Here is a 19,797-nt window from a genome sequence, read left to right as displayed (position 1 = left end):
GGGCAGGTGCCGACAGCCCACCGCCGATCGGGTCGTGCCGCGGAGGTGACACCTCAGGCCAGCAGAGGGCGGATGCGATCGCGGACAGCGGCGGCGAGCTCGTCCTCTGACCGTGCCGCGTCGAGCACGAGAAAGCGGCGTGGATCGGCCGCCGCGAGGGCGAGGAAGGCGTCGCGGACCCGCTCATGGAACGCGCTCTTCTCGGCCTCGAGACGGTCGAAGGGCTTGTCCGCCGCGTCGAGGCGCCGCCGCGCGACAGCCGGGTCGAGGTCGAGCAGCACCGTCAGATCCGGCAGCGCCCCCTCGGTGGCCCACATCGACAGATCCCGCACCTGCTCGGCATCCAGCACGCGTCCCGCGCCCTGGTAGGCCACGGAGGAATCGAGATAGCGGTCCTGAATCACCACGTCGCCGCGCGCCAGCGCCGGCCGCACGAGCGTGGCCACGTGCTGGGCGCGGTCCGCGGCGTACAACAGCGCCTCGGCCCGCGGCGCGACCTCGCCGCGATGGTGCAGCACGATCTCGCGGATGAGCACACCCACCTCAGTGCCGCCGGGTTCGCGCGTGCGCACGACGGTGCGCTGCTGCTCACGCAACCAGTTCTCCAGACGCGTGGCCTGCGTGGTCTTGCCGGTGCCGTCGCCGCCCTCGAAGGTGACCCAGATCCCGCGGGTCATTTCTTCTTGGCGGCCGGCTTGCGCGTGGTCGTCGCTCGCCGGGTGGTGCGCTTGGGCGCGGGACCTTTGGCGCGCTTGTCCGCCAGCATCTGCACGGCGACCTCGAACGTGATGTCATCGGCGGTCTGCCCACGCGGGATGGTGACATTCGTGGTGCCGTCGGTGACGTACGCGCCGAACCGGCCGTCCTTGATGCGGATGGGCTTGGCGGACACGGGGTCGGCTTCGAACTCCTTGAGGAAGCTCGCGGCGCGGTTCGCGTACTTCGGCTGCGCGTAGATCTCCAGAGCCTGCTCGAGCGTGATGTCGAAGATCTGATCCTCGCTCGTGAGCGACCGCGAGTCCGTCCCCTTCTTCAGGTACGGACCGTAGGGACCGTTCTGGGCCGTGATGGGCGCCTGCGTCTCGGGGTCGACGCCGACGGTGCGCGGCAGCGAGAAGAGCTTCAGAGCGGTCTCGAGGTCGATCGTCTCGGGCGACATGCTCTTGAACAGCGACGCGCGACGCGGTTTCGGCGCTTCGACCTTCTTCTTCGCGACGCGCTTCTTCGGAGCCCCCTCAGCCACCACCGGCTCGGTCTCGGGCTCGGGCTCGGCGGGCAGCACCTCTTCGAGGTAGGGGCCGAAGCGTCCGTCCTTCACGACGATGTCGCGCCCGTTGTCCGGGTTCTGCCCGAGCACGCGGTCGCCGGCGATCGGGGCGTCGATGAGCTCGCGCGCCTTCTCGGGGGTGAGCTCGTCGGGGGCCAGATCGCCGGGGACGTTGACGATGCGCGTCGTTCCGTCGTCGTTGGGCACGTCGAGGTACGGCCCGTAGCGTCCGAAGCGGAGGGTCGCGACGTCGCCGATCTTGGTGGCGTTGATCTCGCGCGCGTCGATCTCGCCGAGGTTGTCGAGGATGTGGCGCAGACCGACGTGGTTCTCGGAGCCGAAGTAGAACTCGTTCAGCCACGCGACCCGCTGCTGCTCGCCGCGGGCGATCGCGTCGAGATCGTCTTCGAGCGCCGCGGTGAAGTCGTAGTCCACGAGGTCGGCGAAGTGCTCCTCGAGCAGTCGGACGACGCTGAACGCGAGCCAGCTCGGAACCAGTGCCTGGCCCCGCTTGGTGACGTACTCGCGATTGATGATGACGTCGATGATGCTCGCGAAGGTGGATGGGCGGCCGATCCCCTTCTCCTCGAGCGCCTTGACCAGCGAAGCCTCGGTGTAGCGGGGCTTCGGGCTCGTCGCGTGGCCCTTGGGCTCGACGTCGCTCAGAGAGAGCACGTCGCCGACGGCGAGCGCCGGGAGGGACTGATCGTCGGACTTGTCCGCGTCGCCGCGCCTCTCGTCCCGTCCCTCTTCGTAGGCCTCGAGGAAGCCTTTGAAGGTGTAGACGGTGCCCGATGCGGTGAAGGCGGCCGTCCGACCTGCGGCTTCGGTCTCGAGCGTCACCGTGGTCGTTTCGTACTTCGCATCCGACATCTGCGAGGCGACGGTGCGCTTCCAGATGAGCTCGTACAGACGAAGCTCGTCGCGGTCGAGCGAGGACGCGACGGATGCCGGGGTGCGGAACGACTCCCCCGACGGCCGGATCGCTTCGTGAGCCTCCTGCGCGTTCTTGCTGTTGTTGCGGTAGCTGCGCGGGTTCGCCGGCACGGCCTTGTCGCCGTACAGGGCGACGGCCTGCGTGCGCGCCGCCGTGACCGCCTGCGTCGACAGGGCGGTCGAGTCGGTGCGCATGTAGGTGATGAAGCCCTTCTCGTAGAGCCGCTGCGCGACGCCCATGGCGTGCTTGGCGCTCATCGAGAGCTTGCGTCCGGCCTCCTGCTGCAGGGTGGAGGTGGTGAACGGGGGCTTCGGGCTGCGGGTGCCGGGCTTGGCTTCGACGGCGGTGACGGTGGCGTCGCCTCGCGTCTCGATCGCGGTGGCAAGTTCACGCGCCTGCGACTCCGTCAGCACGACGACGGCCTTCTTGAGCTGACCGGCGTCGTCGAAGTCGGTGCCGCGGGCCAGCGGCGCGCCGTCGAGGCGGGCGAGGCGCGTGGCGAAGGACTCCTGTCCGGAGGCGGCGAGTGCCTCCACATCCCAGTAGGAGGCCGAGACGAACGCCATCCGCTCACGCTCGCGATCGACGACCAGGCGGGTGGCCGCCGACTGCACGCGCCCGGCGGAGGTGCCCTGACCGACCTTGCGCCGGGTGACGTCGGACACGTCCCACCCGTACAGGCGGTCGAGGATGCGGCGTGTCTCCTGAGCGTCGACCAGCGCGAGATCGAGCTCGCGGGTGTTGTCGACGGCGGCGCGGATGGCGTCCTTGGTGATCTCGTGGAACACCATGCGCTTGACGGGGACCTTGGGCTTGAGTGCCTCCAGGAGGTGCCACGCGATGGCTTCGCCTTCGCGGTCTTCATCGGTTGCGAGCAGGAGCTCGTCGGCGTTCTTCAGGGCGCGCTTGAGTTCGGCGACGGTCTTCTTGCCGCGCTCGCTCTCCACGTACAGCGGAGTGAAGCCGTTCTCGATGTCGATCGAGTACTTCCCGACCGAGGTCTTCTTCAGTTCGGCGGGAATGTCCTTCTTGTCCGCAAGGTCACGAATGTGACCGACCGAGCTGAGCACCTCGTATCCGTCGCCCAGGTATCCCTGGATCGACTTCATCTTCGTCGGCGACTCGACGATGACGAGCTTCTTGCCCCCAGCACTCTTGACAGCTGCCACGTGGCGTCCTTTCTCCGATGCACACCATACACACCGCCCCATGGGGAAGACGCTGGGAGCGGGCCGGTCATTCCCTCCCCGACGGCGGTCCGGCGCGCGCGCGGGCTTCGGCGCCGAGCAGGCCGCCGCCGACGCGGACGCGAACGGTGGCGGTCATCTCGACGAGCGCGCACGCGACGAGTTCCGCCCCCACGGAGGCGGCCACCTCGGCCGCGCGATCGCACGGCACGCCGACCGCAGCTCCGGTCACGGCATCCGCGGCGGCGAGAGCCGCGGCGTCGGCCGCTCCCGCCGCGCGAGCGGAGTGGACCGAGGCGGCGCCGACCGCGCCGACTCCCACCGCTGCCGCCGCGGCGACGGCGAGAGCGCCGAGCGCGGCGGCGGACCCGGCCATCAGACGGACTCCCCACCGCGCGCGTCGAACGTATCCGCCGACACCATGCTCACCGCCCGCCGTCGAGAGCGCAGGAGCGCGCGCTCAGCTCGGGAAGGGGCAACGGCACGCGGACGCCGGCGGAGGCCGTCACGCAGACGAGGTCGCCGTCCGCTGCGATCGCATCGAGACGCGCATCGGCGATGGTCGCAACGAGCTCGGCGACCCGATCGGGCTCGCCGCGAGCGGCGAGTCGCGCGGCCTGTGCAACCGCCTGCTCCAGACGCACGAGGCGACCCACGGCACTCAGAGAGCCCGCGGTCAGGGCGATGAGAAGGACCACCGCGGGCACGATGACGGCGAATTCGGCAGTCGCGGATCCGCCGTCATCGCACCGGCGGATCATGCGACCGTCAGTGCGCGGCGGACGAGGTCGGTGAGGATGCCGCGGACCTCATCGCTGCGCATGATCATGACGAGCAGCCCGGCGAAGGCCACGGCGGCCATGGTGGCCACGGCGTACTCCGCAGTGGCCGCCCCCGACTCGTCGGAGTAGAGCTCGCGCGCACGTCGCAGCGTGAGCGGCGGCAGAGCGGTGGCCCCGCCGCTCGTGAGCGTGATGGGCGAAGGATGGAACATGCAGAGTCCTACTTTCTCTCGGTGTGGAAGGGGGCACGTCAGGCCGCCGGCGATCCCGCGGACGTGAGGAGAGGCGTCGACCCGCTGAGGACCGAGATCAGCAGGGGCGCGACGCCGAGCAGAAGGAAGGCGGGCAGGGTGCAGACACCCATCGGCAGGAGCAGCCGAGAGCTGAGGCGAGCGGCGCGCAGCCGGCCGTCCGTGCGCGCCCTGCGACGCTGCTCTGCCGCGTCCGCACGCAGCAACTCCACCGCGCGCGCACCGGCACGTCGTGAGAGCCGAAGCATCGCGTGGACGTCGGCTTCGATCTCGCCCGCGCCCGCAGCGGTGGTCACGGCGAGGGCGCGCTCGACCGACACGCCCCCGCTGAGAGCGATCGCCACGATCTCGCTCTGCAGTCCCGCCAGCCGCCTGTCGGGCTCCGCCCGAGCGACAAGGCGCGCCGTCCAGAGGCGCGCTGCGAGCATGAGCGCGGCGCCGGTGGCGATGCAGCCGATTCCGACCGGGTGCACCAGCACCGCGGCCACGTCGAATCCGAGGGCGATCCCGAGAAGGATCGCGACGGCAGGCAACCACGCGACGAGGCGCGCCGTGGCCCGAGGGTCGGCAAGGGCCACGGCGACGTCATCGCGCATCTCGGCAGCTGATCGCAGCGCGCCGGCGAACTGGCGAAGACTCGGCGCCAGCGGAGCTCCGACCGTCTGGGCGACGCGCCAGGCCACCGCGACGTCGGTCCACGCCCCTCCCAGCCGATCCATGTTCTCCGTCGGATCGAGCAGCGGGTGGTGCTGCGGAGGGGGAACGCCCTCCGCGTCCCCTCCGCCGTCGGGCGCAGCCTCGTCGAGGAGGCGTAGCGCCGTGGCATCGCCGTCCTCCGCCAACAGTGACCACGCCTGCGCCGGCGCGACACCGGCCTCCAGCAGGACGGCGAGCCTCTGCAACGTCTCGGCGGCCTCCGTGGCGTCAGCCGGGGCAGCCTTCATGGCACGGCCGCCATTTCCAACCGACCATGGCCGTCGAGCCCGGGCCGGGCGAAACCGACCACGCGACGAATGCCGTCCGGACCGCGCTCGACGTGCACCACGACACCGATCGCGCTGACGACGTGGCGCGCGAGCGCCCGATCGTCCATTCCGGCGAGAGCGCCCAGCGCTTCGAGCCGAGCGGGCAGATCGGCGATACGGCCGACGTGCACCGTGCCCGCGCCGCCCTCGTGACCCGTGTTCAGGGCGGTCAGCAGTTCGCGGACCTCCTCGCCACGACACTCTCCGACGACCAGCCGATCGGGCCGCATCCGCAGGGCTTCGCGGACGAGACGCGACAGCGGAACGGCGCCGGCGCCTTCGAGATTCGGTTGGCGCGCTTCGAGACGCACGTGGTGCGGATGGTCCACCCGCAACTCGGCGACGTCCTCGATCGTGACGATTCGCTCGTGCGGCGGTACCAGGCCCAACAACGCCGACAGCAGCGTAGTCTTGCCCGCACCCGTCGCGCCCGACACCAGGATGTTGCGACGCGCCGCCACGAGCTTCTCGAGCCGCCTGTGGGTCTCGGCATCGCAGAGGCCGCGACGGGCGAGCTCGTCGAGATCGGGGACGTCGACCTGCGGCAGACGGATCGATATGGCCGTGCCCGTGCACGCGACAGGGGGAAGCACGGCGTGCACGCGCGCGCCGTGCTCCCACCGCACGTCGACCACGGGCGAGGCGTCGTCGAGGTGGCGCCCGCCGATTCCGACGAGCGCGACGGCCAGCGCGCGCAGCTCATCGGCATCCGCCCGCCACTCGACGACCGGCACGGCCCCGGCGCCGCGGTCGACGAACAGGCCGTCCGTGCCGTTGATGAACACGTCCGTCACCTCGGGATCGCTCAGGAGGTGACGAAGGGGCTCGAGGGCCGGGTGATCGGGAAGGCGCCGGCGTCGCGCACGACGCAGCGGAACCGGCCCCGACGCCATCGCGGGCTCCGCCGCGTCGGCGCGGACACGCGCGACGGACTCGACGCCACGCTCATCGACGACGAACCGGCGTACCGCCTCCGGAACGCGACGTGTGCCGCGGCGGTGGGCGACGAAAGGCTCGGACATACCCCGACGCTACGTGCGCGGCGCGCGGCGACGGCCGGGCGCGACCTCACCCGTGAGGAACGCAGCGACCGCCCTCCCTGGGGAGGAGCCGACGGGCGGAAAGAGAGAAGGCGGCATCCCATAGGGGGAGATGGGATGCCGCCACGCGACATCCCGGAATCGGGGGTGGTCGGGAGTCGCGCTGCCTGAATCGAAGTTCGGCCGGATCGAGCATACGCAGACGTCCGGCCCCGCTCCACTCGAAAACGCGTGTCGACGCTGATATATCGGTGAAACCACGGACCCGCGCCGCAGGACTCGCCCCCTCCTTCCGGAGGTAGTGCCGTGTCGGTCGCGGTCGCTAGATTTCGTGAGTCGTCCGGGACCCGATCCCGCCACCGCCGCAAAGGAGCGCGCAGATGAGCAGCCAGATCGACCACCTGCTGAATGAAACCCGCCGGTTCGCCCCCTCCCCCGAGTTCGCCGCGGATGCCGTCGCCACCGCCGATCTGTACACGCAGGCGGATGCCGACCGCGACGGCTTCTGGGCGGAGCAGGCCCGGAGCCTGCACTGGCACACCCCGTTCACCCAGGTCCTCGATTGGACGAACCCGCCGTTCGCCCAGTGGTTCGCCGACGGCGAGCTGAACGTGGCGTACAACTGCCTCGACCGCCATGTCGCGGCCGGCAACGGCGACCGCGTCGCGCTGCTGTGGGAAGGCGAGCCGGGCGATGAGCGCCGCATCACCTACGCCGAGCTGACCGAGGAGGTCAAGCGGACGGCGAACGTGCTGGAGCAGCTCGGCATCGGAGCCGGCGACCGCGTCGCCATCTACCTGCCGATGATCCCCGAAGCGATCGCCGCGATGCTCGCGGTCGCCCGCATCGGCGCCATCCACTCCGTGATCTTCGGCGGGTTCTCGGCCGACAGCCTGCGCTCGCGCATCGACGACGCGGGAGCGAAACTCGTCATCACCGCGGACGGCGGATACCGCAAGGGACGCGTCTCGCCCCTCAAGCCGGCCGTGGACCTGGCCCTGAGCGACCGCGGCGAGGGGCTGCAAGAGAGCGTGGAGCATGTGCTGGTGGTGCGCCGCACCGACAACGAGATCTCCTGGACCGAGGGCCGCGACATCTGGTGGCACGAAGCGGTTCCCGCGGCATCCGCCGAGCACGAGGCGCAGCCGTTCCCGGCGGAGAACCCGCTGTTCATCCTCTACACCTCCGGCACGACCGGAAAGCCCAAAGGCATTCTGCACACCTCGGGCGGCTATCTGACGCAGGCGGCGTTCACCAACCGGGTCGTGCACGACCTGCACCCGGCCACGGACGTCTTCTGGTGCACGGCCGACATCGGCTGGATCACCGGGCACTCCTACGTCACGTACGGCCCGCTCGCCAACGGCGCCACCCAGGTGCTCTACGAGGGCACACCCGACGCGCCGCATCCGGGCCGGTGGTGGGAACTGGTTGAGAAGTACGGCGTCACCATCCTGTACACCGCGCCGACGGCGATCCGTTCGTTCATGAAGCTCGGCCGCGAGATCCCGCAGAAGTTCGATCTGTCCTCGCTGCGTCTCCTCGGCTCGGTGGGCGAGCCCATCAACCCCGAGGCATGGATGTGGTACCGATCGATCATCGGCGGTGATGCGGCCCCCATCGTCGACACGTGGTGGCAGACCGAGACGGGCGCGATCATGGTGTCGGCGTTGCCCGGAGTCACCGAGACCAAGCCGGGGTCGGCTCAGGTGCCGCTTCCCGGAATCGGCATCGACGTCGTCGACGACGAGGGCACGCACGTCGGCAACGGCAACGGGGGCCTGCTGGTCATCACGAAGCCGTGGCCCTCGATGCTGCGCGGCATCTGGGGCGACCCGGAACGGTTCGTCGAGACCTACTGGGAGAAGTTCCAGGACAAGGGCTTCTACTTCGCGGGCGACGGCGCGCGCCTGGACGATGACGGCGACGTCTGGTTCCTCGGCCGGGTCGACGACGTGATGAACGTGTCCGGGCACCGTCTGTCGACGACAGAGATCGAGTCGGCGCTCGTGGGCAACGAAGCGGTGGCCGAGGCCGCAGTGGTCGGTGCCGCCGACGAGACGACGGGCCAGGCGGTGGTCGCGTTCTGCGTGCTGAAGGAGTCGTTCCTCAAGGCGCACGACGTCGACGGCATCGTGGACGTCCTCCGCCGGTGGGTCGGCGAGCAGATCGGCCCCATCGCACGCCCGCGTGATGTGTACATCGTCACCGAGCTGCCGAAGACCCGCTCCGGAAAGATCATGCGTCGGCTCCTGCGCGACGTGGCCGAGGGGCGCGAGGTCGGCGACACCACGACGCTGGCCGACACCATGGTCATGTCGACGATCCAGTCGAAGGTCACGAAGAAGTAGGGCCACATCGGCCGCCGCGGCGGATCGGAGGGCGGCGCGTCAGTTCGTGCCGTCCTCCTGTGCCGACCGGCGCCGCCGGATCTCCGCCTCGAGGCGCGCAGCACGCTCCTCCCGCTCGAGATCGGCCAGCTGCTGCTCGGTCGTGCGTGTATCGCGCATCGGGGATGCCGCGGCCGGCGGCTCCGCCTCACGTGACCACCGTCGAGGGTCGCCGAAGCTCATCGGTTCGGACGCCCTGCCCCATTCGCGACCGAGCGTGAACCAGAGGACCGATCCCACGAGGGGCAGCAGGATGATGAAGATGATCCAGGCGAACTTCGGCAGGTGGCGCACCTGATCGTCGCGCCTCGTGATCGCATCGATCAGGGCCACGACCATGATGACGAAGACCAGCAGAGCGAGGAACGGCATACCTCCACCCTGGCGGCGTCATCGCCTCCGCGCAACGGGTGGGTGCACGAGGATCAGGCGATGGAGAAGACGACCTCGACCTCGACGGGGCTGTCCAGCGGCAGCACCGGCACGCCGACGGCGGAACGGGCATGGCGTCCGGCGTCGCCGAAGATGTCGCCGAGCACATCGCTGGCGCCGTTGATGACACCGGGCTGACCGGTGAACTCCGGCACGGACGCGACGAACCCGGTCACCTTGACGACGCCCACCAGCCGATCGATGTCGCCCACGACGGCTGCCGCCGCCGCGAGGGCGTTCAGCGCGCTCTGACGCGCCAGGTTCTTGGCGTCGGATGCCGCCACCAGCCCGTCTCCCTCGCCGACCTTGCCTGTGGCCGGCAGCGCGCCCGAGACCATCGGCAACTGGCCCGAGGTATAGACGAGATCGCCGTGAACGATGGCGGGGACGTACGACGCGACCGGAGGAACCACGGAGGGCAGTTCGATGCCGAGCTCATTCAGACGGGCGGCGATGCTCATGCGTCCTCCCCGAACTGCTGGGCGGCGACCGCCGCCGCGCCGAGGCCCGCGTTCGCGGTGCCCGCGCCGACGGGGCGCTTGAAGTACGCGACGAGTCCACCTTCGGGTCCGGGGACGACCTGAACCAGTTCCCACCCCTGCTTGCCCCAGTTGTTGAGGATCGCGGCGGTGTTGTGGATCAGCAGAGGGGTCGTGAGGTACTCCCACGTGGTCATGCGGACTCCCGGATTCGGTGTGGCCAGTGGTGGCGCGCCCGCGCGCACCGAGGGATCCCCCAGGGTTCTCCCTTACGATCAAGCCTATGCCCCAACTCAAACGGACGGCCACCGGTGTGCTCGGTGGCATTGCGGGACTCGTCGGTCTGAGCGCCATCGCCGGCATCCTCGTCACGGCCACCGTGACACCGGCGATCGCGGTCTCCGGCTACGCCGCTTCCAGCGCACTCGACACGTTCGAGAACATGCCGGGCTTCCTCCAGATCGATCCGCTCATGCTGCCGACCGAGATGTACCGCAAGGACGCGAACGGCAACGACGCACTGATGGCGGAGTTCTACGACCAGAACCGCATCCCGGTGACGTTCGACCAGGTCAACCCCGTCATGTACGACGCGATCACCTCCAGCGAGGACAAGAACTTCTACACGCACGGCGGCGTCGACCTCGTCGGCACCCTGAGCGCGCTCGTGGGCAACGCCTCCAACGGCTCCAACCGCGGCGGCTCGTCCATCACCCAGCAGTACGTCAAGAACGTGCTGCAGCAGAACTGTGAGAGCAAGGCGCAGAACTCCGACGAAGTCGCGGCGTGCTACGCCACGACCACGGCCAACCAGGGAGCTGAGGGCTACCAGCGCAAGCTGCAGGAGATGCGGTACGCGATCCAGCTCGAGAAGCAGTACTCCAAGGATGAGATCCTGCTGGGCTACCTCAACATCACCAACTTCGGCGGCCTCGTCTACGGCATCGGCGCGGCGGCCGAACACTACTTCGGCGTGTCGGCAGCAGACCTGACGATCGCGCAGGCGGCGACGATCGCCGGTATGGTGCAGGCTCCGAACGTCTACCGCATCGATATGCCGGAAGGGTCGACGACCGACAAGGCGGGTAACCCGGTCAACAGCCAGGCCGACGGGTACTCCCTGACCCTCGACCGACGCAACTACGTGCTGGGCCGCATGCTGGCCAACGGCAAGATCTCGCAGCAGGAGTACGACGACGCGATGGCCTCGCCCATCACACCCAACATCACGAACCGCAGCCAGGGCTGCCAGAACGCGACGGGTGCCGAGTTCTTCTGCGAGTACGTGCGCACCATCCTGCTCAACGACCCCGCCTTCGGCGCCGACGGAGACACGCGCGCGTCGAACCTGCGCCGCGGCGGCATGAAGATCTACACGACGCTCGACCCGACGCTGCAGGACGAGGGCCTGAAGGCCATCTCGATCGTGCCGGCACACGTGGACTACATGAACCTCGGAGCCTCTGCCGTGCAGGTGGAGGTCGGCACGGGGCGCATTCTCTCCATGGTGCAGAACCGCCCGTTCTCGACGGACGATGCCGCCGTCAACGGACCCACCACGCAGGTGAACTACAACGTGCGTCAGGAAAACGGCGGCGGCGGCGGTCACTCCGCGGGCTCGACCTACAAGATCTTCAGCCTGTTGAACTGGCTCGAGCAGGGCCACTCGGTCAACGAGACCCTGAACGGGCGCATCGGCCCGAAGAAGGTCGACCAGTGCGACGGGACGATCCAGAACGTGGTCGCCGGCAACAACGGCAACGGCCAGATCGGAAACTTCGAGAACAACTCGGGCTACGTGGGCACGGTCTACAACTTCACGAGAGACTCGCTCAACTCCGGGTTCCTCACGATGGCGGAGAAGATCTCGGTGTGCAGCACGAACCGGCTCGCGATGAAGATGGGCGTCATGACAGGCAGCGGCGGACCGCTGGACACGACCAACTACGCCTACAACGTGCTCGGCGACCAGGCGGTGGCACCCATCGACATGGCCCAGGTCTATGCCTCTGTCGCCGCGAAGGGAACGCTGTGCCCCTCGAAGGCGATCGACAAGGCGATCGACGCGCAGGGCAAAGACATCACCCCGCAGATCACCTGCCAGCCGGCGATGAGCGAAGCGGTCGCGGCTACTGCGGCGTACACCCTGCAGGGCGTCATGACCGGAACCGGCTCCGGCGCCCGGATCGGCGACGGTGTCCCGGTCTTCGGCAAGACCGGTATCCACGAGTACCTGCACACCTGGATGGACGGCTCATCGACCAAGGTCGCGACGGTCGTCTGGGTCGGAAACGTCGAAGGCACCGATCTGCTGAGCGACCACTCCGAGAACGGCTACGTCCTGTCGCGGATCCGCAACTCGATCTGGCCCGCGATGCAGGGAGCCGCAAACGCGAAGTACGGCGGCGACCGCTTCCCCGACCCGGATGCCGCGCTGACCAAGCGTCAGCTCACCGATCTGCCGTCGGTGATCGGCATGACCGTCAGCCAGGCGCAGCAGACGCTGAGCACGGCCGGATTCTCGGTGACGGTGGGCGACCCGGTCGACGGAACCGAGGCCGCGGGCACGATCATCCAGCAGGATCCCGGTGCGGGCAGGGTCGCCGGCGGAACGACCGTCACGATCCGCCCCAGCAACGGTCAGGGCATCGCCGTTCCGGCCGTGAGCGGCAAGCCCGCCGACGCGGTCGCCAACCTCAAGGCGCAGGGCTTCAGCAATGTGGGCCAGCAGTGCACCGCCTCGCCCACCGCTGATGACAACGGCACCGTGACGGGAACAGACCCTGCCGCGGGAACCGTGGTCAACCGCGGCACGCAGATCACCGTGCAGTACCAGGCCAAGAACTGCGGCGGACGTCCGTGACGTCGGCACGCACCGCCCTCGCCGCCATATCGGCGGCGGGGGCGGTGGCCGCTGGCGCCGCCGTCTGGGGCACGTGCATCGAACGTTTCCTCTTCACGGTCCGTCGCCACGAGCTCGACATCCTGCCTGCCGGGTCGGCCTCACTGACGGTGCTCCACCTCTCCGATGCCCATATGGCTCCGTGGCAGCATCGAAAGCAGCAGTGGATCGCTCTGCTCGCCGATGCGGTCCGACCGGATCTGGTCGTGAACACGGGAGACAACCTCGGCCATGCCGACGGGCTCCGCGGCATCCGTTCCGCGTTCGCGCCTCTGCGCGGCGTGCCGGGCGTCTTCGTCCACGGTTCGAACGACGTGAGCGGACCGTCGGCCCGGAATCCTCTCAACTACTTCCGCGGCCCTTCGGGCGGCCCGCACAACGTCGAGAAACTCGACACGGCGGCGATGGACGCCTACTTCACCGATGAGCTCGGCTGGACGAACCTGAACAACACCGCGGCCGTCGTCGAGGCCGGTGGTCTGCGGCTGGAGGCCTTCGGGGTCAGTGACGCGCATCGCGAGTGGGACGATCTGCCCGCGCTGCCCGCCGCGATCGAAGCCGCGCGACGCGGTCGCCCCTTCCACGCCGCGCGCGATGCGGATCTCGTGATCGGCGTGACGCACGCGCCGTATCAGCGCGTCCTGGACCGGTTCGTCGAGCTGGGTGCCCAGGCCATCTTCGCCGGGCACACGCACGGCGGTCAGGTGCGCATCCCCTTCTCCCCCTCCGCGCTGGTCGCCAACTGCGACATCCCCCTCGACCAGGCGCGCGGTCTCAGCACATGGACCGCCGCCGGACGCCGCGCGCCGCTGAACGTCTCGGCCGGGCTCGGACACTCGATCTATGCCCCGGTGCGGTTCGGATGCCGCCCGGAGGCGTCGGTGCTCACGCTGCGCGCACGGCGTGACGACAACGGCCTGCTCGATTCGTCACGAGGGGCATCGACGGGGTAGACTCGGAGGGTTGCCACGGGGTGTGGCGCAGACTCGGAGGGTTGCCACGGGGTGTGGCGCAGCTTGGTAGCGCGCTTCGTTCGGGACGAAGAGGCCGCAGGTTCAAATCCTGTCACCCCGACAGCAGAGAGGCTCCGCCTGGAGAGATCCGGGCGGAGCCTTTCGCGGATCACTCACCGGATGGGAGCACCCGATGACCACCCCCCGCCTGATCGCCTTCGATCTCGACGACACGCTCGCCCCCTCGAAGAGCGCCATCGACCCCCGCATCGGCGAGCTCCTGCTCGAGCTCGCGGCGCGCGTCGAGGTGGCGATCATCTCGGGCGGCCAGCTCCAGCAGTTCCAGTCGCAGGTCGTCGAGCGGCTGCCCGCAGCGGATGCCGAGACCCTCGACCGCTTCCACCTCATGCCCACCTGCGGCACGCAGTACTACCGGCTCGAGGACGGCGGCGTCCGCACGGTGTACGCGCACGCGCTCACCGATGACGAGAAGTCCCGCGCGCTGGCTGCCGTCGAAGAGGAGGCGCGCCGCCTCGGCCTCTGGGAGGCCGAGCCCTGGGGCGACATCCTCGAGGATCGCGGCTCGCAGATCACCTTCTCCGCTCTCGGCCAGACCGCTCCCCTGGAGGCGAAGATGGCCTGGGACCCGACGGGCGAGAAGAAGAACGCGCTCCGCGACGCGGTCGCCGCGCGCATCCCCGACCTCGAGGTCCGCTCGGGCGGCTCAACGTCGGTCGACATCACCCACCGCGGGATCGACAAGGCGTACGGCATGCGTAAGCTCGCCGAGGTCACCGACATCCCCCTCGACGACATGCTGTTCGTCGGCGACCGCCTCGACGAGCACGGCAATGACTACCCCGTCCTGGCAATGGGCGTGACCTGCCAGGCCGTGGACGGCTGGGAGCACACGGCCGCCTACCTCACCGAGCTCATCCCGACGCTCCCGCGTCGCTGACGTCAGCCGTCGACAGCCACGACGGCGGCCGACGGGGCAGGCATGCCGGCATCCGCGTAGTAGGCGGTGATGTGGGCGCGCACGAGCTCACGGGCGCGCTCCGCGTCGCCGGACTCGATCGCGCCGAGGATGTCGCCGTGCTCGCGGTGCAGTCGCTCCACGGTCGCGTCCCAATCGGAGATCCGACGCGCGCCGGCGCGGACGTAGCTCTCGATCGTCGTGCGAAGACCGGCCATGGTCGCGGCGACGACGAGGTTGCCCGCGGCATCCGTCAGACGCAGATGGAACTGCGCGTCGAGCGCGAGGAAATCGTCTGCCGTCAGCTGCTGGTCCTCCATGGCGGAGAGGGTGGCCCGGGCTTCGGCGAGATCGGGCTCGTCGAGATCGGCCAGGTGGGCGACCGCCCACTCCTCCAGCAGGAGCCGCGTCTCGTACACGTGGGGGATGGGAAAGCCGTGCGCCGCGACCTGCAGACGCAGCAACTGCGCGAGACCACCGTGCGGGGTGGCGGTGACGATCGCGCCCGCGGTGGGGCCTGAGCCCGTCGCGGTGCGGATGAGCCCCATCACCTCCAGCACGCGGAGGGCTTCGCGGACGCTGGAGCGGCCGACGCCGAGGGTGGCAGCCAGCTCGCGCTCCGGCGGCAGCCTGTCGCCCGGCCCGAGCGCACCGCTGAGCAGGTCGGCCTCGATCTTCTCGAGCACGACCCGCCAGGCGCGTGCCGGTGCGTTCTCGGTCATCCTGGTCTCCCGGTCGCTTAATGGTCAGGCCACAGTAGCGCACGCCGTTCGGACCGGCAAAAAGCCGCGCCGGTCGCACCGGCGGGCCTACGCTCAGACCATGGATCCGCTCTTCGTGGTCGTCGTCATCGCCGCCGCCGTTTCGGCGCTGTGCTGGATCGCCTCACTGGTCACCAAGGACACGTCGTGGGTGGACCGCGCGTGGTCCGTGGTCCCGGTGGTCTACGTGTGGGTCTTCGCGGCGAGCGCACTCGCCGACGGCGACGACGCCGGGCGCCTGGTTCTGATGGCGGCGCTCGTGACGGCGTGGGGTGCGCGGCTGACCTTCAATTTCGCGCGCAAGGGCGGCTATTCCGGCGTCGAGGACTACCGTTGGGCGATCCTGCGCGGGCGCATGTCGCCGGCGCTGTTCCAGGTGTTGAACCTGCTGTTCATCGTGCTCTACCAGATGACGCTTCTCGTACTCATCACGCTCCCTGCGGCGATGGCGCGGACTCATCCGGCTCCACTGACAGCGGCCGATGCGATCATCGCCGTGCTCTTCGTCGGCTTTCTCCTCGGCGAGAGCGTCGCCGATCAGCAGCAGTGGAACTTCCACCGGGCGAAGGCGCGCGGCGATGCCGACGGCTTCCTCACGACGGGCCTGTTCGCCTACAGTCGGCATCCGAACTTCTTCTTCGAGCAGGCGCAGTGGTGGGCCATCTACGCCTTCGGTGCCACCGCCGCCGTCGCCTCCGGAGCCGACGTGTGGGGCGGCGTGCTCAACCCGACGATCGTCGGGGCCATCCTGCTGACGCTCCTGTTCGTCGGGTCGACCGTGTTCACCGAGTCGATCTCGGCCGCGAAGTACCCCGCATACGCCCAGTACCGGAGGACGACCTCGATGCTGGTCCCGCTGCCGCGCCGCCGCGACGGGGCGCGCGTCAGCTGAGCCGGCCGCCCGACTCGCGCAGGTAGCACTCCGCGCACATCGACTCGTAGGTGACCTTCTCGTGCGACAGCTCGTCGATGGCGACCTGGTCGCCGTCGAAGACGAATCGTCCTCCGACCAGTCGCGCGTTGAACAGCGCCTTGCGCCCGCAGCGACAGATGGTCTTCAGCTCTTCGAGGCTGTGGGCGAGCTCCAGCAGCCGGGCCGAGCCGGGGAAGGCGCGCGTCTGGAAGTCGGTGCGGATGCCGTACGCGAGGGCGGGGATGCCGTCGTCGACGACGATCCGCAGCAGGTCGTCGATCTGGGCCGGGGTGAGGAACTGCGCCTCATCGATGAGAAGACACGCCACCCGTCCGTCGTAGCGGGCGGCGTGCTGGGCGACGAGGGCGCGCAGATCGGCATCCGCAGCGATGAGGAAGTCGACCTGACGCTCCACGCCGAGTCGGCTGGAGATCTGATCGGCACCCTTCGTGTCGATCTCGGGCTTGGCCAGCAGCACGTGCTGTCCGCGTTCCTCGTAGTTGAATGCCGCCTGCAGCAGGGCCGTCGACTTGCCGGAGTTCATCGCCCCGTAGCGGAAGTACAGCTTCGCCATGCGCGTGCAGCCCCGATCCGGCTCAGCGGTTGATGCCGAGCACGCCGGCCGTGGCGTCGAGCGACGCGTCCGCGGCGGCAGGGTCGCCGTTGAGATTCGATCCGTAGCTCGGGATGAGCGCCTTCAGTTCCGGCTCCCAGGCGGAGATGCGGTCGGGGAAGCATGTCTTCAGCAGGCCCAGCATGATGGATGCCGCCGTCGAGGCGCCCGGGGAGGCGCCCAGCAGGCCGGCGATCGATCCGTCGGCGGAGGTGACGACCTCGGTGCCGAACTGCAGCACGCCGCCCTTCTGCGGATCCTTCTTCATGACCTGGGCGCGCTGGCCGGCCTGCAGCAGCTCCCAGTCCTCGGCCTTCGCGGTCGGCATGAACTCGCGGAGCGCATCGACCTTGCGCTTGTGGCTCTTGAGCAGTTCGCTGACCAGGTACTTGATCAGGCCCGGATTGTCGATGGCGACTTTCAACATCGGACCGATGTTGCCGGGACGCACCTGCGCGACGATGTCGGTGATGCGGCCGTTCTTCAGGAACTTCGGGCTGAAGGTCGCGAAAGGCCCGAACAACAGCGAGGTCTCGCCGTCGACGACGCGGGTGTCCAGATGCGGCACCGACATGGGGGGCGCCCCCACGGAGGCCTGCGAATACACCTTGGCTTTGTGCTGCGCGACGAGCGAGGGGTTGGACGTCTTGAGCCACTGCCCCCCGATGGGGAAGACGCCGTAGCCGGAGATCTCCGGAATGCGCGAGGACTGCAGCAGCTTGATCGCCCAGCCACCCGCGCCTACGAACACGAACCGCGCCGACAGGCTCCCCGGCGTACGCCCGAGCGTGTGACGGTACGACACGTTCCACGTGCCGTCCGCGTTCTTGCGGAGCTTTCGCACCTCGCGATTGGTGACGACGTCGACGCCCTGATCGGCGAGATGGGAGAAGAGCTGACGGGTCAGTGAACCGAAGTCGACGTCGGTGCCGGCCGGAACGCGCGTGGCCGCGAAAGGCTCGTCGGCCTTCTTGCGCTTGTGCATGAGCAGCGGCGCCCACTGATTGATGACGCGGGAGTCCTCGGAGTATTCGATGCCCTCGAACAGCGGCTGCGTGCGCAGCGCCTCGTAACGCTTCTTGAGGTACGCGACATCCTTCTCGCCGCGCACGAAGGTCATGTGGGGGGTCGCGTTGATGAAGGTGGACGGCGCATCGAGGATGCCGCGCTCCACCAGGCTCGCCCACAGCTGCCGACTCTGCTGGAACTGCTCGTTGATCGAGATCGCCTTGGCAGGGTCGACCGATCCGTCCTTGGCCTCGGGCATGTAGTTGAGCTCGCAGAGCGCCGCGTGTCCCGTGCCGGCATTGTTCCAGGCGTTGGAGGACTCCTCGGCGACGTCGCTGAGGCGCTCGAGCACCACGATCTTCCAGTCCGGCTGCAATTGCTTCAGCAGGGTTCCGAGGGTGGCACTCATGATGCCACCGCCGATCAGGACGACGTCGACGGGTTCACTCACAATGATCCAGTCTAGGCGCCGTTTTCCACGGCCTCCGCGAGGCGCGGCATCCACCGCCGTCAACTCTCGCGGTTCTTTCGCACCGCTCAATTCCGCGAGATACGAGTTCCGCACCGAGACACGCGCCGTCCGGCGGTGTTTCGGTGCGCGGACCGTGTCCCGCAGTCAGGCGGCATCGCGGTGAGCGGTGCTCGGACGGCCGTCAGGCGGCGGGGGCGGTCAGGCGCGCGGCGACGATCTCGGCGATCTGCACGGCGTTGAGCGCGGCGCCCTTGCGGAGGTTGTCGTTGCTGATGAAGAGCACCAGACCCTTGCCCTCGGGCGCGGACTGGTCGGCACGGATGCGGCCGACGTAGCTCGGGTCGTTGCCGGCGGCCTGCAGCGGCGTCGGCACCTCCTCGAGCACGACGCCGGGAGCGGATGCCAGGATCTCGCGCGCCCGCTCGGGCGTGATGTCGTCGCGGAACTCCGCGTGGATCGAGAGCGAGTGGCCGGTGAAGACGGGAACGCGCACGCAGGTGCCGGCGACGCGAAGGTCGGGCAGCTCGAGGATCTTGCGGCTCTCGTTGCGGAGCTTCTTCTCCTCGTCGGTCTCGTTGTCGCCGTCGTCGACGAGGTTTCCTGCGAACGGGATCACGTCGAACGCGATGGGGGCGACGTACTTCTCCGGCTGCGGGAAGTCGACGGCCGACCCGTCGTGCACGAGGTCGAGCGTGTGCCCCTGGGCCAGCACGCCCTCGACCTGGCCGAGGAGCTCCTGCGCGCCGGCCAGACCCGAGCCCGAGACGGCCTGGTAGGTGCTGACGATCAGGCGCTCGAGGCCGGCCGCGGCATCCAGCGGCTTGAGCACGGGCATGGCCGCCATCGTCGTGCAGTTCGGGTTGGCGATGATGCCCTTCGGCGGGTTCACCGTCGCGTGGGGATTGACCTCGCTGACGACGAGCGGCACCTCGGGGTCCATGCGCCAGGCGCTCGAGTTGTCGATGACGACGGCGCCGGCCTCGGCGAAACGCGGGGCGTGCGCGCGGGAGCCGGTCGCACCGGCGCTGAACAGCGCGATGTCGATGCCGGTGGGATCGGCGGTGGCGACGTCCTCGATGATGATCGTCTCGCCGCCGAACTCGACGGCCGTGCCGGCCGAGCGCGCCGTGGCGAACAGGCGGAGCTCACGGATCGGGAAGGCCCGTTCGGCGAGAATCTCGCGCATGACCGTGCCGACCTGTCCGGTGGCGCCGACGACGGCGACAGAGAGTCCTGAGTCAGAGATGCGGGTCATGAGGGATCCTTGCAGATGAGAGGGGTTGAGTGATTCTATCGTCGGACGAAGACAGGCGAACTGCACACGGCAGGTAGCTCCCTGCCGGATCTACCTCGACGGGGCGGTTCGCCAGCGCACGCGCGACGACGGTAGTGGCGACGGCGGTCAGAGG

General features: G+C 69.1%; 19 protein-coding genes and 1 tRNA gene. 6 read left to right on the top strand and 14 right to left on the bottom strand.

Annotated elements, in window-relative coordinates; translation table 11 throughout:
* Positions 1-53: 53 nt before the first annotated feature.
* The 7 genes from tmk to ABS64_RS08115 all read right to left on the bottom strand — a co-directional run bounded on the left by tmk (position 54) and on the right by ABS64_RS08115 (position 6,471).
* Positions 54-677 (bottom strand): dTMP kinase, encoded by a 624-nt coding sequence (gene tmk / locus ABS64_RS08145; protein ID WP_292682593.1) that lies wholly within the window; start codon positions 675-677, stop codon positions 54-56.
* A complete protein-coding gene (gene topA, locus ABS64_RS08140; RefSeq protein WP_292682590.1) occupies positions 674-3,373 on the bottom strand; it encodes a type I DNA topoisomerase in 2,700 nt (899 codons plus the stop codon). The genes tmk and topA overlap by 4 nt, the downstream gene beginning before the upstream one ends.
* A 67-nt stretch (positions 3,374-3,440) precedes the next feature.
* Positions 3,441-3,767, bottom strand: a complete 327-nt coding sequence (locus ABS64_RS08135; RefSeq protein WP_288121315.1) for a helicase — start codon at positions 3,765-3,767, stop codon at positions 3,441-3,443.
* Positions 3,768-3,816: 49 nt separating this feature from the next.
* Complete coding sequence (locus ABS64_RS08130; protein WP_239498555.1) at positions 3,817-4,089, bottom strand: TadE family protein; 273 nt, start codon at positions 4,087-4,089, stop codon at positions 3,817-3,819.
* A gap of 59 nt (positions 4,090-4,148) precedes the next feature.
* Positions 4,149-4,385 (bottom strand): DUF4244 domain-containing protein, encoded by a 237-nt coding sequence (locus ABS64_RS08125; RefSeq protein ID WP_204947554.1) that lies wholly within the window; start codon positions 4,383-4,385, stop codon positions 4,149-4,151.
* Between the two features lie 38 nt (positions 4,386-4,423).
* Positions 4,424-5,368 (bottom strand): pilus assembly protein TadB, encoded by a 945-nt coding sequence (locus ABS64_RS08120; RefSeq protein WP_288121313.1) that lies wholly within the window; start codon positions 5,366-5,368, stop codon positions 4,424-4,426.
* Positions 5,365-6,471: a TadA family conjugal transfer-associated ATPase gene (locus tag ABS64_RS08115; RefSeq protein ID WP_292682583.1), complete on the bottom strand. Its 1,107-nt coding sequence runs from the start codon at positions 6,469-6,471 to the stop codon at positions 5,365-5,367. Before ABS64_RS08115 ends, ABS64_RS08120 begins: the two co-directional genes overlap by 4 nt.
* Before the next feature lie 398 nt (positions 6,472-6,869).
* Here ABS64_RS08115 and acs point away from each other — a divergent pair, with 398 nt between their 5' ends.
* A complete protein-coding gene (acs, locus tag ABS64_RS08110; protein WP_288121310.1) occupies positions 6,870-8,840 on the top strand; it encodes an acetate--CoA ligase in 1,971 nt (656 codons plus the stop codon).
* A gap of 39 nt (positions 8,841-8,879) precedes the next feature.
* On the opposite strand, the gene ABS64_RS08105 is transcribed toward acs, so the two are convergent.
* The 3 genes from ABS64_RS08105 to ABS64_RS08095 are packed head-to-tail and all read right to left on the bottom strand — an operon-like array spanning position 8,880 to position 9,987.
* Positions 8,880-9,251, bottom strand: a complete 372-nt coding sequence (locus ABS64_RS08105; protein WP_288121308.1) for a PLD nuclease N-terminal domain-containing protein — start codon at positions 9,249-9,251, stop codon at positions 8,880-8,882.
* A gap of 53 nt (positions 9,252-9,304) precedes the next feature.
* Positions 9,305-9,772: a RidA family protein gene (locus ABS64_RS08100; protein ID WP_288121306.1), complete on the bottom strand. Its 468-nt coding sequence runs from the start codon at positions 9,770-9,772 to the stop codon at positions 9,305-9,307.
* On the bottom strand, positions 9,769-9,987 hold the full coding sequence (locus ABS64_RS08095) for a DUF4177 domain-containing protein (RefSeq protein ID WP_036317087.1): 219 nt from the start codon (positions 9,985-9,987) through the stop codon (positions 9,769-9,771). The genes ABS64_RS08100 and ABS64_RS08095 overlap by 4 nt, the downstream gene beginning before the upstream one ends.
* An 86-nt stretch (positions 9,988-10,073) precedes the next feature.
* Between ABS64_RS08095 and ABS64_RS08090 the strand changes: the two genes are divergently transcribed.
* The 4 genes from ABS64_RS08090 (at position 10,074) to ABS64_RS08075 (ending at position 14,603) form a co-directional block, all read left to right on the top strand.
* Complete coding sequence (locus ABS64_RS08090; RefSeq protein ID WP_292682574.1) at positions 10,074-12,653, top strand: transglycosylase domain-containing protein; 2,580 nt, start codon at positions 10,074-10,076, stop codon at positions 12,651-12,653.
* Positions 12,650-13,645, top strand: coding sequence for a metallophosphoesterase (locus ABS64_RS08085; RefSeq protein WP_292682571.1), 996 nt, complete (start codon positions 12,650-12,652; stop codon positions 13,643-13,645). The genes ABS64_RS08090 and ABS64_RS08085 overlap by 4 nt, the downstream gene beginning before the upstream one ends.
* A gap of 47 nt (positions 13,646-13,692) precedes the next feature.
* Positions 13,693-13,766 (top strand) — tRNA-Pro (locus ABS64_RS08080).
* 72 nt (positions 13,767-13,838) lie between these two features.
* Positions 13,839-14,603 (top strand): HAD-IIB family hydrolase, encoded by a 765-nt coding sequence (locus ABS64_RS08075; RefSeq protein WP_005051237.1) that lies wholly within the window; start codon positions 13,839-13,841, stop codon positions 14,601-14,603.
* Positions 14,604-14,605: 2 nt separating this feature from the next.
* Here ABS64_RS08075 and ABS64_RS08070 read toward each other — a convergent pair whose 3' ends face one another.
* Positions 14,606-15,343, bottom strand: a complete 738-nt coding sequence (locus tag ABS64_RS08070) for a FadR/GntR family transcriptional regulator (RefSeq protein ID WP_292682567.1) — start codon at positions 15,341-15,343, stop codon at positions 14,606-14,608.
* Positions 15,344-15,443: 100 nt separating this feature from the next.
* On the opposite strand from ABS64_RS08070, the gene ABS64_RS08065 reads away from it, so the two are divergent.
* Positions 15,444-16,274 carry a DUF1295 domain-containing protein gene (locus ABS64_RS08065; RefSeq protein WP_292682565.1) on the top strand — a complete coding sequence of 277 codons (831 nt, stop codon included), beginning with the start codon at positions 15,444-15,446 and terminating at the stop codon, positions 16,272-16,274.
* On the opposite strand, the gene ABS64_RS08060 is transcribed toward ABS64_RS08065, so the two are convergent.
* The 3 genes from ABS64_RS08060 to ABS64_RS08050 all read right to left on the bottom strand — a co-directional run bounded on the left by ABS64_RS08060 (position 16,267) and on the right by ABS64_RS08050 (position 19,643).
* The gene (locus ABS64_RS08060; protein ID WP_292682563.1) at positions 16,267-16,869 is read right to left on the bottom strand and encodes a thymidine kinase; all 603 of its coding nucleotides are present in this window, start codon (positions 16,867-16,869) and stop codon (positions 16,267-16,269) included. The genes ABS64_RS08065 and ABS64_RS08060 overlap by 8 nt on opposite strands.
* A 22-nt stretch (positions 16,870-16,891) precedes the next feature.
* Positions 16,892-18,367, bottom strand: coding sequence for a malate:quinone oxidoreductase (locus ABS64_RS08055; RefSeq protein WP_292682560.1), 1,476 nt, complete (start codon positions 18,365-18,367; stop codon positions 16,892-16,894).
* Positions 18,368-18,569: 202 nt separating this feature from the next.
* Positions 18,570-19,643: an aspartate-semialdehyde dehydrogenase gene (locus ABS64_RS08050; protein ID WP_292682558.1), complete on the bottom strand. Its 1,074-nt coding sequence runs from the start codon at positions 19,641-19,643 to the stop codon at positions 18,570-18,572.
* Positions 19,644-19,797 lie beyond the last annotated feature (154 nt).

The organism is Microbacterium sp. SCN 69-37, assembly GCF_001724435.1.
GTDB classification, from domain to species: domain Bacteria; phylum Actinomycetota; class Actinomycetes; order Actinomycetales; family Microbacteriaceae; genus Microbacterium; species Microbacterium laevaniformans.
This window is presented reverse-complemented; position numbering and strand designations above follow the sequence as displayed.